Annotated in this window: 11 protein-coding genes and 1 pseudogene; 8 read left to right on the top strand and 4 right to left on the bottom strand. The window is 67.3% G+C overall.

The features are described from left to right. Positions 1–34: 34 nt before the first annotated feature. Genes ACHMW6_RS28760 through ACHMW6_RS28745 form a run of 4 tightly spaced genes read left to right on the top strand, consistent with a single transcriptional unit; the run spans position 35 to position 4,413 of the window. Positions 35–1,549 (top strand): MFS transporter, encoded by a 1,515-nt coding sequence (locus tag ACHMW6_RS28760; RefSeq protein ID WP_395402094.1) that lies wholly within the window; start codon positions 35–37, stop codon positions 1,547–1,549. Then, positions 1,536–1,709 (top strand): hypothetical protein, encoded by a 174-nt coding sequence (locus tag ACHMW6_RS28755; protein ID WP_395402092.1) that lies wholly within the window; start codon positions 1,536–1,538, stop codon positions 1,707–1,709. The genes ACHMW6_RS28760 and ACHMW6_RS28755 overlap by 14 nt, the downstream gene beginning before the upstream one ends. Next, positions 1,709–2,917, top strand: coding sequence for an HlyD family secretion protein (locus tag ACHMW6_RS28750; RefSeq protein WP_395402090.1), 1,209 nt, complete (start codon positions 1,709–1,711; stop codon positions 2,915–2,917). The genes ACHMW6_RS28755 and ACHMW6_RS28750 overlap by 1 nt, the downstream gene beginning before the upstream one ends. Next, the gene (locus tag ACHMW6_RS28745; protein ID WP_395402088.1) at positions 2,914–4,413 is read left to right on the top strand and encodes an efflux transporter outer membrane subunit; all 1,500 of its coding nucleotides are present in this window, start codon (positions 2,914–2,916) and stop codon (positions 4,411–4,413) included. The genes ACHMW6_RS28750 and ACHMW6_RS28745 overlap by 4 nt, the downstream gene beginning before the upstream one ends. Here the strand turns inward: ACHMW6_RS28745 and ACHMW6_RS28740 are convergent. The 4 genes and pseudogenes from ACHMW6_RS28740 to ACHMW6_RS28725 form a co-directional block, all read right to left on the bottom strand. After that, on the bottom strand, positions 4,397–4,867 hold the full coding sequence (locus ACHMW6_RS28740; protein ID WP_395402086.1) for a GyrI-like domain-containing protein: 471 nt from the start codon (positions 4,865–4,867) through the stop codon (positions 4,397–4,399). The genes ACHMW6_RS28745 and ACHMW6_RS28740 overlap by 17 nt on opposite strands. Next, a complete protein-coding gene (locus ACHMW6_RS28735; protein ID WP_395402084.1) occupies positions 4,868–7,972 on the bottom strand; it encodes an efflux RND transporter permease subunit in 3,105 nt (1,034 codons plus the stop codon). It lies immediately after the preceding gene. Positions 7,973–7,981: 9 nt separating this feature from the next. Beyond that, positions 7,982–9,076: an efflux RND transporter periplasmic adaptor subunit gene (locus ACHMW6_RS28730; protein WP_395408738.1), complete on the bottom strand. Its 1,095-nt coding sequence runs from the start codon at positions 9,074–9,076 to the stop codon at positions 7,982–7,984. A 279-nt stretch (positions 9,077–9,355) separates the two neighbouring features. Beyond that, positions 9,356–10,609: pseudogene (locus ACHMW6_RS28725) on the bottom strand (efflux transporter outer membrane subunit); the annotation flags it as partial. 177 nt (positions 10,610–10,786) lie between these two features. Between ACHMW6_RS28725 and ACHMW6_RS28720 the strand changes: the two are divergent. Genes ACHMW6_RS28720 through ACHMW6_RS28705 form a run of 4 tightly spaced genes read left to right on the top strand, consistent with a single transcriptional unit; the run spans position 10,787 to position 13,439 of the window. Next, positions 10,787–12,184 carry a DUF1800 domain-containing protein gene (locus tag ACHMW6_RS28720; RefSeq protein WP_395402082.1) on the top strand — a complete coding sequence of 466 codons (1,398 nt, stop codon included), beginning with the start codon at positions 10,787–10,789 and terminating at the stop codon, positions 12,182–12,184. 2 nt (positions 12,185–12,186) lie between these two features. Continuing rightward, the gene (locus tag ACHMW6_RS28715) at positions 12,187–12,816 is read left to right on the top strand and encodes a DUF1501 domain-containing protein (RefSeq protein ID WP_395402080.1); all 630 of its coding nucleotides are present in this window, start codon (positions 12,187–12,189) and stop codon (positions 12,814–12,816) included. Continuing rightward, positions 12,761–13,129 (top strand): hypothetical protein, encoded by a 369-nt coding sequence (locus tag ACHMW6_RS28710; protein WP_395408800.1) that lies wholly within the window; start codon positions 12,761–12,763, stop codon positions 13,127–13,129. The genes ACHMW6_RS28715 and ACHMW6_RS28710 overlap by 56 nt, the downstream gene beginning before the upstream one ends. Next, positions 13,059–13,439 carry a DUF1501 domain-containing protein gene (locus tag ACHMW6_RS28705; RefSeq protein ID WP_395408737.1) on the top strand — a complete coding sequence of 127 codons (381 nt, stop codon included), beginning with the start codon at positions 13,059–13,061 and terminating at the stop codon, positions 13,437–13,439. Before ACHMW6_RS28710 ends, ACHMW6_RS28705 begins: the two co-directional genes overlap by 71 nt. Positions 13,440–13,583: the final 144 nt, after the last annotated feature.

Here is a 13,583-nt window from a genome sequence, read left to right as displayed (position 1 = left end):
GTCGTCAAGACGACGACAGAGCTGAGCGAAACGCATGGATGTTTACGCACCACAGACCTGGCTTCCCCACGAGCGCCCGCTGCTTCCGGGTTCGCCTTCCACGCCGCTGCATTCCACGCCGCGGCGCATCGCCTATCTGCTGGTCGGCTTCATCGTCGCCATCACGGGTGGCCTGGGCAATGCCCTGGTCACCGTCAATCTCCTGTATGCCCAGGGTTCGCTGGGCGTGTTCCAGGCCGAGATCCAGTGGCTGCCCGCGGCCTATGTGATGGCCAACGTGTCCATGAACCTGCTGCTGGTGAAGTTTCGCCAGCAGTTCGGCCTGCGCCTGTTCACGGAGCTGTTCCTGGGTTTGTATGCGCTGGTCACGCTGGCCCACCTGTTCGTGCACGGCCTGGCGTCCGCCATCGCGGTGCGCGCGGCGCACGGCATCAGCGGCGCGGCGCTGACGGTGCTGGGCCTGTATTACGTGCTGCAGGCGTTTCCGGCCCAGCACCGGCTGAAGGGCGTGGTGCTGGGCGTCGGCTTCGCTCAGCTGGCGCTGCCGCTGGCCCGCATTTTTTCGTCCGACCTGCTGCGCATTGCGGAGTGGCGCGGCCTGTATTCCTTCGAGCTGGGCATGGCGCTGCTGTCGCTGGGCTGCGTGCTGATGCTTAAGCTGCCGCCGGGCGACCGGGTGAAGGCTTTCGAGAAGCTGGACTTCCTGACCTTTGCGCTGTTCGCGCCCGGCGTGGCGCTGCTGTGCGCCGTGCTGGCGCTGGGGCGCACCGTGTGGTGGTTCGAGGCGCCATGGATAGGCTGGAGCCTGGTGGGCGCCATCATTCTCGGCACGGCGGCGGTGATCATCGAGCATAACCGCTCGAATCCCTTGTTGAATATCCGCTGGCTGACCACGGCCAATATGACGCGCCTGGCCTTGTCCGTGCTGCTGATCCGCGTGGTGCAGTCGGAGGCCGGCGGCTCGGTGGGCTTCCTGCAGGCCATGGGCCTGAACAACGACCAGATGGATACGCTGTGGCTGATCGTGCTGCTGGGGAGTTTCCTTGGCATCGTCACCAGCGCCCTGTTTATTTCGCCCGCGCGCATCCAGGAAATGCTGATGTTCTCGCTGGCGTTGATGGCTATCGGCGCTTTCATGGATTCGCGCGCCACCAGCCTGACGCGTCCCGAGCAGATGTACCTGAGCCAGTTCCTGCTGGCGTACAGCGGCACTTTCTTCATCGGGCCGATTTTCGTGTCCGGCTTCGGCGCGGTGATCGCGCAGCCGCGCAACCTGATCTCGTTCTCGCTGATGTTTTCGATGACGCAGAACCTGGGCAGCCTGCTTGGCTCGGCACTGATCGGCACCCTGCAGTCGGTGCGCGAGAAATTCCATTCCAGCCAGCTGGTGGAGGAGCTGACCCTGCTCGATCCGCTTGTGGCGGCGCGCATCCAGGGCTCGGGCGCGGCGCTGGGCGGCGCCTTGTCCGACCCCGGCGCTGCGCAATGCCCAGGGTGTGGCATCGCTGGGCGCGGCGGCCACGCGCGAGGCGAATGTGCTGGCTTATAACGACGTGTTCCTGATTATTTTCTATGTCGCCTGTGGCACGCTGGTCTGGATGGCGGTGCACTATTTCTGGCAATGGTGCACGGCTTGCCGTCCCGTGGTGCCGCCGCAGAATGCGCAGACAGGCATGGCCAGTGTCTCACTCTCTAACTCCGGATCGTAATGACGCCAAACGACAATAACCTGCCTCCGCCGCCCGCCCAGCCTGTGCCGCCTGCGCCGGCATCTCCCGCGCCGCCAGTCGTCGCCGCGCCGGCCGCGCCGCCAGCCGCGCCACCTGCATCGCCCCAGCCGGACACGCGCCAGCAGTGGATGGCCGGCGCCGGCTTCGCGCTGATCGCCTTGATCGGTGTGCTGATCGTGCTGTACGCCTGGCGCCTGCCGCCGTTCAGCAGCCCGATCGTCTCCACCGAAAACGCCCTGGTGCGCGGACAGGTGACGGTGATCGGCACCCAGCTCTCCGGCTATGTCACCGACGTCAAGGTGCAGGACTTCCAGCTGGTGAAGCAGGGCGACCTGCTGGTGGAAATCGACCAGCGCACCTACCGCCAGCGCTACGAGCAGGCGCAGGCGCAACTGGCCGGCGCCAAGGCGGCCCTGGCCAACTGGGAGCAGTCGCGCCGCAGCGCCGAAGCCACGATTGCGCTGAACGAGGCGGCGCTGGCCAATGCCCAGGCGCAGGCGACGCGCTCGGCGGCGGACCTGTCTCGCGTGGAGCAGCTGACGTCGGACGGTTCGCTGTCGCTGCGCGAGCAGGACGCCCAGCGTGCGGCCCGCGCGCAGACGGTGGCCGCCGTGTCGCAGGCGCGTGCCAATGTGGAGATTGCGAAGCAGCAGGCGCAGGCGGTGTCCGTGAACCGCGCCGCGCTGGAGGCGGCGGTGGCCAATGCCGAAGCGGCGCTGAAGGCCGCCAAAGTGGACCTTGATAACACGCACATCACCGCGCCGCAGGATGGGCAGCTGGGGCAGGTCACGGTGCGCAAGGGCGCCTTCGTCAATTCCGGCGCCCAGCTCATGGGGCTCGTGCCGTCGCAGATGTGGGTGATTGCGAACATGAAGGAAACCCAGATGGCCAATGTGCAGGTGGGTCAGCCGGCGACCTTCAAGGTGGACGCGCTGAACGGCGCCATGCTGACGGGCGTTGTCGAGCGCATCTCGCCGGCTACTGGCTCCGAGTTTGCCGTGCTGCCGGCCGATAACGCCACCGGCAATTTCGTCAAGATCGCACAGCGCATTCCCGTGCGCATCAGGATTGACCCCGGCCAGAAGCTTGCCGCGCGGCTGCGGCCTGGCATGTCCGTCATCGTCAGCATCGACACCTCCGCGGTCCTCGACGATTCCACTACGGCCGGCAAAGGGCGCAATCCATGATCGCGCCCCGCACCTCCCGCGCTGCGTCCACCGTACCGCCCGCAGGCCCGCAGCGCCCACGCGCCGAGGGGGACGCGCTGCGGACCGGGACGGCGGCGGTGGTGATGGCTTTCCTGCTGGCGGGGTGCGCGGCGAAAGTGGCGGCGCCGCCGCAGGCGACGCTGGCGGTGCCTGCGCAGTGGCGCAATGCGGTAGGCCCGGGCGCGAATGGCGCGGCGGCCGACGGTGCGCAGCAGGTCGAACAGCAATGGTGGCTCGCCTTCAACGATAGCGCGCTCACAGCGCTGGTCACGGCCGCGCTGGAGCACAATGGCGACCTGCGCGTCGCCCGCGCCCGCGTCGCCGACTTCCACGCGCGGGTGGCCGCCGCCCACGCAGGCCAGTTGCCGTCGCTGAGCGTGAACGCCGCCCCGGCGCGGGCCAGGACGCTGGCCTACAACGGCGTTCCCTACATCACCAATCTTTTTGTCGCCGAACTGCAGGCAAGCTACGAAGTCGACCTGTGGGGCCGGCTGGCCAGCGCCACGGAAGCCGCGGCGGCAAGCTACCGCGCCGAGCAGGCCAATGCCGACGCCGCGGCGCTGTCCATCGCCGCCACAGTGGCGAACGCCTACCTCAATCTGCGCGGCCTCGACGCGCAGCTGGAACTGGCCATCGCCACGCTGAAACTGAGGGAAGAATCGCGCAGGCTCGCCAAACAGCAATTCGAAGTCGGCTACACATCGCAGCTCGAATGGCTGCAGGCGCAGGCTGAATACGAAACCGCCGCCGAACAGATCCCGCAGCTGCAACGGCAGATCTTCGAAACAGAGAACGCGCTGAGCTTCCTCACCGGCGGCAATCCCGGCCCGATCGCACGCGGCACGCCGCTGGCCGAACTGGTCCCGCCGCCTGTGCCGGCCGGCCTGCCGTCCGAACTGCTGCGCCGCAGGCCGGACATCGCCAGGGCCGAGCAATCGGTCATCGCCGCCAACGCCAGCCTGCAGGCCACGCGCGACCAGCTGCTGCCTTCATTCCGCCTGACGGCCACGGACGGCATCCAGTCCACCGACTTCAGCAACTTCCTGCATTCGCCCATCAATCTGTGGCGCTTCGGCGCAGGCATCACGGCGCCGCTGTTCGAAGGCGGCCGCGTGCAGGCGCAGACCGACTCCGCCGCGGCCCAGCGCGACCAGGCCATCTTCGCCTACGAAAGCACGGTGCGCAACGCCTTCGCCGAAGCGGAAAACGGCATCGGCGCCATCTACAGGCTGAGGGAACAGGTGGTGACCAACGACGCGCGCCGCGAAACGGCGGCCGAAACGCTGCGCATTGCGCGCAACCGCTACCGCAACGGCTATGCGTCCTACCTGGAAGAACTGGATGCCCAGCGCACGCTGTACAACGCGGACGTGGCGCGGCTGCAGCTCAGGACGCGGCTACTGACCGCGTCCGTGGACCTCTACCGCGCGCTGGGCGGCGGCTGGCAGCAGGCCAATCCTAGTCCCGGTCGATAGGGATGAACAGCTCGCATTCGAAGGCGCCGGTCACCGGGTCCTGTTTGAAGTCCGCTGCATAGCGCTCGAAGCAGGCGCCCGGACGGTCGCGCAGGCCCATTTCGCCCAGCACCTTGCCATAAAATTCGCCCCAGGCCCGGCCGATGCCTGACGCCGGTCCGGAATAGCGTGTGCTGGCATGCCAGCCGCCTGGAATGGTCTCCAGCGCCGCTGGCGCGGTTGCGACATAGTCCTTGTCCACCGCAACGCAGGCATCGTAGCGGCATTGATCGGCCGGCGTGGTGCGGGGGTCGTCCAGCGCCACGCCATACGTGACGCGGCCCTGCAGGCCATTGGCGGCCAGCCACGGCTGCACGACCTTGCGCCAGAAATCATTCAGTGCAGGGCCGTATTCGCCGGTGTGGCGCAGGTAGGCCACGCGCACCGGCTCGAGTTCAACGATGCTGACATCCATTTACATTCTCCTCTCGGGAACAGCCGGCGCAACATGGCGCGAGCGGCGCAGCTTGCGCACCGTGCGATAGATCCATTGCTCCAGGTCGTCGACATAGGTGAACACGGCAGGCACCACCAGCAGGCTAAGCAGCGTGGACGTAATCAGGCCGCCAATCACGGCAATGGCCATCGGCGAGCGGAAGCTGGGGTCGGCGCCCCAGCCCAGGGCCAGCGGCAGCATGCCGGCGCCCATGGCGATGGTCGTCATCAGGATAGGGCGGCTGCGCTTGTGGCAGGCGTCCACCAGCGCATCGAAGCGGCTCATGCCCGTCGCCCGCGCCAGGATGGCGTAATCGACCAGCAGGATGGAGTTCTTGGTCACGATCCCCATCAGCATGATCAGGCCGATCAGCGATGGCATGGAGAGCGCATTGCGCGTGATCAGTAGCGCAACAAAGGCGCCGCCGATGGACAGCGGCAGCGCCGCCAGGATCGTGATCGGCTGCAGGAAGTCGTGGAACAGCAGCACCAGCACACCGTAGATGCACAGCACGCCGATCACCATCGCAATGCCGAAGCTGACGAACAGGCCCTGCATCTCCTGGGTGTCGCCCAGTTCGGTGGTGGTGACGCTGGCCGGCAAACTCTTCATGGCAGGCAGCTGGTACACCTCCTCCGTCAGGTCACCCAGTGTACGGCCGCCCAGTTCCACATCCAGCGTGACGTTGCGAGCGCGGTTCAGGCGATCGATCTGGGCCGGGCCGCTCTGCACCGAGATATCGGCCACGGTGGCCAGCAGCACGGGGCCGTTGCGGCCCGGGACCGTCAGCCGCCCCAGCGCATCGAGGTCGGCGCGCACTGCGTCCGGCAGCTTGACGCGGATCGGCACCTGGCGTTCCGGCAGGTTCATCTTGGTCAGGTCGAAATCATAGTCGCCGGCCGTGGCCACGCGCACGGTTTCGCCGATGGAGTTGGCGGTCACGCCAAGATCCGCCGCCCTGGCGAAGTCCGGCCGCACGATGATCTCGGGCCGCACCAGCGAGGCGCTGGATGTCACGTTGCCGATGCCGCGTAGCGTGCGCAACTCGCGCTCGACGGCGCGCGCATACTGCGTGAGCGCCAGCGGATCTTCCGAGCGCAGCACCAGCTGTAGTTTGACCCCTGAATCCGGCGGGCCGACGGTGAAGCGTGCGCCGGGAATCGGCGCCAGCTTCTCGCGGATCGCGCTGTCGATCCGGCCCATCGACTCGCTGCGTTCGCCGCGATGCTTGGTGGTGATGGTCATCACGGCGCGGCGCGCTTCGGGAGCGGCGCCCAGTACAAATGCGTCGCCGGACGAGCCGCCGCCGATGGAGCTGAATACGTGCCTGACCGCCGGCACCTGCATGATCGCCTGGCGCGCCTGTTCGGCGATGACCTTGGTATTGGCCAGCGTGGAGCCGGGCGGCAGTTCCAGGCTGACCTGGGTTTGCGAGCGGTCGCCCGCCGGCACGAAGCCAGTCGGCAGGAGAGCGGCCAGCAGGATGGAACCGACAAAGAAGGCGGCCGAGGCAATGGCCGTGATGCCGCGATGGTTCAGGCACCACTTCATCGTGGTCATATAGCGCTGCATCAGCCAGCTGTCCGGTTCATGGGTCTTGACGGTGCGGCGCAGGAAGTGGGCCGCCATCATTGGCGTCAACAGGCGCGCCACCACGAGCGAGGCCAGCACGGCCAGCACGGCCGACCACCCGAACTGCTTGAAGAACTTGCCGGGAATGCCGCCCATGAAGGCAGTGGGCAGGAACACGGCGACCAGCGCGAAGGTGGTAGCGATGACCGCCATGCCGATTTCGTCGGCCGCTTCCATCGCCGCCTGCATCGGCGACTTGCCCATGTGGAGGTGGCGTTCGATATTCTCGATTTCCACGATGGCGTCGTCCACCAGCACGCCGACCACCAGGGCCAGCGACAACAGGGTGACCACGTTCAGCGTAAAGCCCATCCAGTACATGCCGAGGAAGGCCGGCAGCACGGAAAGGGGCAGGGCGGCGCTGGCGATAATGGTTGCGCGCCAGTCGCGCAGGAACCACCACACCACCAGCACCGCCAGCACGGCGCCTTCGTACAGCAGCTCCATCGACGCTTTAAAGTTTTCCTCGACCGGCACGGCGTTGTCGATGGACTGGGTGATCTGAATGTTTGGATTCTTCTGGCGCAGCTCGGCGATGGCGGCGCGCGCATCGGCTGCCACCCGGGTTTCGCTGGCGCCCTTAGTGCGGAAGATTTCAAAGCCGACCACCGGCTTGCCGTCCTGCAGCGCGAGCGAACGCGGCTCGGCCACGGTGTCCGTCACGGTAGCCACCTGTTCCAGCCGCACGTGGCGGCCGTTGCTGAGCGGGATATCCATCTTCGCCAGGTCTTCCGCCGTCTGCACGGTGGCGATGGTGCGCACCGATTGCTCGGCGCCGCTGACGTCGCCGCGCCCGCCCGGCGCTTCCTTCTGCACCAGCCGCAGCTGGCGCGAGATATCCAGCGCGGAGACGCGCAGCGCCGCCATGCGCTCGTCGTCCAGCTCCACGCGGATCTCGCGCGAAACGCCGCCCACGCGCTTGACCTGGCCGATGCCCTGCACGGCCAGCAGGCGCTTGGTCACCGTGTTATCGACGAACCAGCTCAGGTCCTGGTTGTCGTGGCCGGCGTCCGGCCTGGCTTCGACCACGAAGGTCAGCACCACGCGGCCGGCGGTGGACACCTTGCTGACCACGGGCTCGCGCAGCTCGGCCGGCAGGTCGGCCTTGATGCGGGTGACGGCGTCGCGCACCTCGTTGACTGCATCGGAGGTGTTTTTCTCGAGGACGAATTCGACCATGATATTGGCCACGCCGTCGAGCACCTTGGTGTAGATATTCTTCACGCCCTGCAGGGAGGCGACGGAGTCCTCGATCTTGCGCGCCACTTCCGTTTCCAGCTGGGCCGGTGCGGCGCCGGGCAGGGAGGCGGAAACGTTCACGATCGGCAGTTCAATGTCCGGAAAATCCTGCACCGGATTGGCCTTGTAGGCCAGCAGCCCTGCCAGCGTGAGCAGGATGAAGAGCATGATCGCAGGAACGGGGTTCCTGATCGAGAGGGCGGAGAAATTCATGGCGCTTCCTTAGCGGGAGGCCTGCTTGCTGTCCGATACGGCGGCGCTGCCCGTGATGGGCGCACCCGCGTTGCGAACCAGGTCGCCGTCGTTGAGGAAGCCGGCGCCGCCGACCACGATCACGGTGTCCGGCTGCAGGCCGCCCAGCACCTCGATGCGCTCGCCGAGGCGGCGGCCGGTCTGCACCTTGACCTGGCTCACGCGCTGGTCGTTATTCAGCTTGAACACATAGCTGAAGCCATCGCGCACGGCTACCGACTGCTGCGGCACCGTCATCGCCTGCGAGGAGCCGAGTTCGAACTGGCCGCTGGCGAACATGCCGGCCTTGAACGGCGCCTGCTTTGCAGTGTTGGGCGGCAGGTCCACATAAACGAGGGCGGAACGCGTCTGCGGATCGATGGTGGGCGCCACCATGCGCACCTTGCCCGTCAGCTCGCTGCCGTTGGCCGCCTTGACGACGGCATTGGCGCCGATGCGCACATTGCGCAGCTCGGGCGCAGTAACTTCGGCGCGCCATTCCAGGCGGCCCTGGCGGATCATGCGGAACAGTTCCGTGCCGGGGCCGGCGACCACGCCCACCGTGGCGCTGCGCGAGGAAATCACGCCGGCATCGGGGGCCACGACCTTGGTGTATTTCAGCCGCAGGTCCTGCGCATTGAGCGCGGCGCGGGCGGAAGCGATGCGCGCGTTGGCGGTCGCCTCGGCGGTCATGTACTGGGAAATCTGCTGGGCGCTCAGGGCGCCCGTGTTTTCGATGGAGCGCGCGCGCTCGGCGTTGGCGCGCGCTTCGGCCGCCGCGGCCTGGGCTTCGATCAGGGCGGCGCGGGCCTGGGCCACGTCCGCGTTCACGGTGTCCGCATTGAACAGGGCCAGCAGCTCGCCTTTTTTCACCACGTCGCCCACGTTCACATAGACCTCGGCCAGGCGCAGGCCGTTCGACTCGCTGCTGATGATCGCTTCCTGCCAGGCCGCCACATTGCCGTTGGCGGTGAGGCGGATTGGCAGCGTGGTCTTTTGCGGGCGGGCCGTGGTCACGGTCAGCGCAGGGCGCGGCGCCTCGGCCTTCTTGTCATCGGCCGCCGCCGGATGCGGGGCGAGCACGATGCCGGCGCTCAGGGCCGCAAGGAATAGGGCGATAACGGGTGGCGCGGCCAGCACGCAGTCGGTGGCGCGGTGCTGTCTCGGGCGTCGGCCCTTGGGGGCGTGGTGGGTATTCATGCGCGATTCCATTGTCATTGTGCGGGCGGGGCGGTCCAGCCGCCTCCTGCCGCGCGGTACAGGGAGATCCAGGCAGCGCTGCGTTCGCGCTGCAGGTTTACCCACCGTGTTTTCTGCCGCCAGCCGCGTGCGGCGGGCGTCCTCAAGTTCGAGCAGGCTGGCCAGGCCATTGCGGTAACGGTCTTCCGTGGCTTGGAAGAAGTTGCGATAGCCCTCCAGCGCGGTCTGCGCGTCGCCCGTACGCTCCTGCGTGCTTTGCAGGTTGATCAGGGCCTGTTCCACTTCGCTGACCGCCTTGCGCACGCTGCCTTTGTAGCTGCTGACGGCTGCGTCGTAACGGGCGCGCGCCGCATCCACATTGGCGCGGCGGGCGCCGGCGTCGAACAGCGGCAGGGACATGGTCACCGGTCCGATCTGCCAGGTATTGGCGGTAACGCTTTCGCCGCCGGCGCGGATATTGCCGCGGCCCACGGACCCGGTCAGGGTGAGGCGCGGGAAGCGCTCGGCGCGCGCTCCGGCCACTTCGAAGCTGGCGGCGGCCACCTCTCGTTCGGCCGTGAACACGTCCGGGCGCTGGGCCAGCAACTGGGCCGGCAGCGTATTGATGGCGAGGCCCGCCGCAGGAGCCAGCGGCGCCGTGGCCGAATCCTCGGCCAGCTTGCCGCGCAACTCGTCCTCGGGCAGGGCGGTGAGCGCCACCAGCACTTTCAGCTCCACCGCGCAGACGGCGCGCTGGGCCGCGGCGCGGTTACTGCCGTCCGCCGCGCTGGCGCGCGCCAGGGCGTTATTGGCTGGGGACTGGAAACCGGCCTTGGTGCTGATATCGGTCAGGCGCGCGGTATGCGAGCGCGATGCGGCATCGAGCCGCGCCACCGTCAGCAGGCGCTCGCAGGCGCGCAAGGCGTAATACTGGTTGGCCGTTTCGGCCGCCACCGCCACGCGCGCCTCATGCCAGCCGGCTTGTGCGCTTTCCAGGCGCGCCTGGGCCGCATTGCGCCGTGCGCGCACGCCGCCGAACACATCGATTTCCCACTGCGTCTGCACCAGGGCCTGGCTGGTGGTGTTGGTGGGGATATTGGCCTGCTGCTGGCTGGAGCGGGTGGACGTGAGCACGGCGGTCAGGTCAGGCACCAGGGCGGCGCCGGCCGCCACGCGTTCCGCACGGGCCTGGGCGATGCGGGAAGCGGCGGCGGCGATGTCCGGACTGGCCGCCTGCGCCGCCTCGATCAGCTGCACCAGCAAAGGGTCGCCCTGGCTGCGCCACCATTCCGCCAGCTCCGCCATGCTGCCGTGATGGGGCAGCGGCGCCTGCCACTGCGGCGGCGCTTCGGACGCGACCCTGGCCGCCGGCCCCTGCACGCCGCAGGCGCACAGCGCCAGGGCTGCCGCGGCGGCCAGTGTGCGCTTGATTCTCTCCATTCTTACTTTCTGCGAAACGTTATCGTTTTATATAGCGTCAAAATTCACCAAAAGTTGAGGCTATCAATCATTTAAGCATACAAATCAAGCAATTAACATCCCGATACAAACCAGTATTTGGCAGCGTGGCGCGGCAAGCGTATAAAGAAAATCTCTCCATCAACTAGGGATAACGTTATGGAACGTTGGATAGTGGCTGCCGCCCTCGCCGCGTCGGCTGTCCTGAGTCCTGCCCACGCCGCGCCGCTGGCCGGAGAGCAGGCAGCGCTGCATGTCCTGAACCGCCTGGCTTACGGGCCGCGCCCCGGGGACATCGAGCGCGTCACGCAAATGGGCGTGCAACGCTATATCGATGAACAACTCGATCCGCCGCCGCTGCCTGCGGCGCTGGCGCAACGCCTGGATGGGCTGCAGACCCAGAAACTGACGGCCGGCCAGGCCCTGGAGGAGTTCCAGCAGGTGCGTGCCATGGCCAAGGAGGATAAAGACGCCGCCCAGGACATGCGCCGTGAAACCGTGGCGAAGCTGGTTGCGGAAACCGCTGAAGCCCGCCTGCTGCGCGCGGTGGAGAGCCCGCGCCAGCTGGAAGAGGTGATGGTGGATTTCTGGTTCAACCACTTCAACGTCTTCCAGGGCAAGGGCCAGGACCGCGTACTGGTTTCCAGCTATGAGCGTGACGCCATCCGTCCCCACGTCTTCGGCAAGTTCCGCGACCTGCTGGCTGCCACGGCAAAGCACCCGGCCATGCTGCATTACCTGGATAACTGGGTGTCGAAGGCCGATGGCCTGAATGAGAACTATGCCCGCGAGCTGATGGAACTGCATACGCTGGGCGTGGACAATGGCTACAAGCAGAAGGATGTGACCGAGCTGGCGCGCATGCTGACCGGCTGGACCTACGCGCCGCGCCGCATGGTGCAGCGGAACGAGACTTTCGTGTTCGATCCCAAGCGCCACGATAACGGGACCAAGCAGTGGCTGGGCATGACTATTGCGCCCCGCGGCCAGGCCGAGGGCGAAATGGCGCTGGACGTGCTGGCCGCCCACCCGTCGACCGCGCGCCGCATCAGCGCCAAGCTGGCGCAGTACTTCGTGGCCGATGAACCGCCGCCGGCGCTGGTCGAGCGCATGGCGCGCACCTGGCGCGATACGGGCGGCGATATCCGCTCCGTGCTGCGCACCATGTTTACCAGCCCGGAATTCATGGACCAGGCGGCGGCCAACGCCAAGTTCAAGACGCCATACCAGTTCGTCGTGTCCGCCGCCCGCGCCAGCGCCGCGCCGGTGACGGACGTGAAACCCATGCTGGGTACCCTGAGCCGCCTCGGCCAGCCTCTGTATGGCTGCCAGACTCCTGACGGCTACAAGAATACCCAGGATGCCTGGCTCAATCCGGATGCCCTGAGCCGCCGCATCGCCTTCGCCACCACGCTTGCGACGAACTCCGATGCCCAGGCGCTGCAAGCCGCCCTCGGCCCGGCCATCACGCCGCGCACTGCCGCCCTGGTGGCGGCCAGCCCGGACAAACTGCGCGCCGCCATGCTGCTGGGCGGCCCCGATTTCATGCAGAGGTAATCATGGACCGTCGATACTTTCTCAATACCCTGGCTGCCGGCGCCGGCCTGATGGTCCCGCTGGGGCGCAGCGCCTGGGCCGCTACCGCTGCCACATCGGCCAGCGGCGCGCCCACGCAGCGCAAGCTGATCGTCGTCATGCTGCGCGGCGCGGTGGATGGCCTGAACGTGGTTGCGCCGGTCGCCGATGCCGACTATGCGGCGCTGCGTCCCACGATTGCGCTGGCAAAGCCGGGTGCGGAGGGCGGGGCGCTGGACCTGGATGGCTATTTCGCGCTGCACCCGGCGCTGGCGCCGCTGATGCCGCTGTGGCAGCAGAAGAAGCTGGCCTTCGTCCACGCCAGCGGCTCGCCGGACGCCAGCCGCTCCCACTTTGATGCCCAGGACTATATGGAGTCCGCCACGCCGGGCGTGAAAAGCACGCAGGATGGGTGGATGAACCGCCTGCTGGCGCAGCTGCCGGGGGGACTCCACGCCCACGCGCGCCCTCAGCATCGGGCCCGTGATGCCGCGCATCCTGAGCGGGCGGGCGGCGGCCATCAATCTCGCCAATGGTCCGGCGGCGCTGAAGAATGCGGTGCTGGAGCGGCCGGCGCTGGCTTCGGCCTTCGACCAGCTGTATATGGGGCATGAGCGCTTCGGGCAGGCTTATATGGAGGGGCGCGAGGCGCATAAGGAAGTGCGGGCGGCGGCCTCCAGTCCGATGATGGCCGAGATGCAGGCGGCCGACGGCGGCGCGCCGCTGCCTTATGGCTTCCCGGACGATGCGGCCCGTCTCGCTACGCTGATGCGCAATGATCCGAATATCCAGCTGGCTTTCTTTGCGCTGGGCGGGTGGGGATACGCATGCGGGGCAGGGGGCAGGCACCGGGCAGCTGGCGAACCGGCTGGCGCCGCTGGGACAGGGCTTGTCCGTGCTGGCGCAGCGGCTGGGGCCTTTGTTTGATGACACGGTGATTGTGGTCATGTCCGAATTCGGGCGCACGGCGCGCGAGAATGGGAATAAGGGTACGGATCATGGGCACGGGAATGTGATGTGGGTGCTCGGCGGGGGTGTTAATGGCGGGAAGGTGCATGGGGAGTGGCGCGGGCTGGCGACGGCGCAGCTGAATGAGGGGCGTGACTTGCCGGTGACTACTGACTTTCGGCGGGTGCTGGCGCAAGTGGGGGAGCGGCATTTGCGGTTGGCGGATGCGGCGCTGGCGAGGGCGTTTCCGGCGCTGCCAGCCGGGGCGTCGCTGAAGCTATTGGCGTAGCATGCACGGCGGATCAATGATCCGCCCTACACGGCGGTGGTGTATACGTCGCAACGTGTGTTCCGTCGAGGTGCGTAGATACCGTCTCCGCCGTGGATGCGCTGATGCGGCGCGAAAAAAGCCCGCGTCGTTGTGCGCGGGCTG

The sequence above is a fragment of the Pseudoduganella sp. UC29_106 genome (assembly GCF_044055365.1).
Classification (GTDB): domain Bacteria; phylum Pseudomonadota; class Gammaproteobacteria; order Burkholderiales; family Burkholderiaceae_D; genus Rugamonas.
This window is presented reverse-complemented; position numbering and strand designations above follow the sequence as displayed.

What these genes read in the sequence shown, in the direction of transcription:
- ACHMW6_RS28720 (WP_395402082.1), top strand. Translation starts at nt 10,787, where the DNA reads ATGGAACGTTGGATAGTGGCTGCCGCCCTCGCCGCGTCGGCTGTCCTG.
- ACHMW6_RS28760 (WP_395402094.1), top strand. Translation starts at nt 35, where the DNA reads ATGGATGTTTACGCACCACAGACCTGGCTTCCCCACGAGCGCCCGCTG.
- ACHMW6_RS28735 (WP_395402084.1), bottom strand. Translation starts at nt 7,972, where the DNA reads ATGAATTTCTCCGCCCTCTCGATCAGGAACCCCGTTCCTGCGATCATG.
- ACHMW6_RS28715 (WP_395402080.1), top strand. Translation starts at nt 12,187, where the DNA reads ATGGACCGTCGATACTTTCTCAATACCCTGGCTGCCGGCGCCGGCCTG.
- ACHMW6_RS28750 (WP_395402090.1), top strand. Translation starts at nt 1,709, where the DNA reads ATGACGCCAAACGACAATAACCTGCCTCCGCCGCCCGCCCAGCCTGTG.
- ACHMW6_RS28740 (WP_395402086.1), bottom strand. Translation starts at nt 4,867, where the DNA reads ATGGATGTCAGCATCGTTGAACTCGAGCCGGTGCGCGTGGCCTACCTG.
- ACHMW6_RS28745 (WP_395402088.1), top strand. Translation starts at nt 2,914, where the DNA reads ATGATCGCGCCCCGCACCTCCCGCGCTGCGTCCACCGTACCGCCCGCA.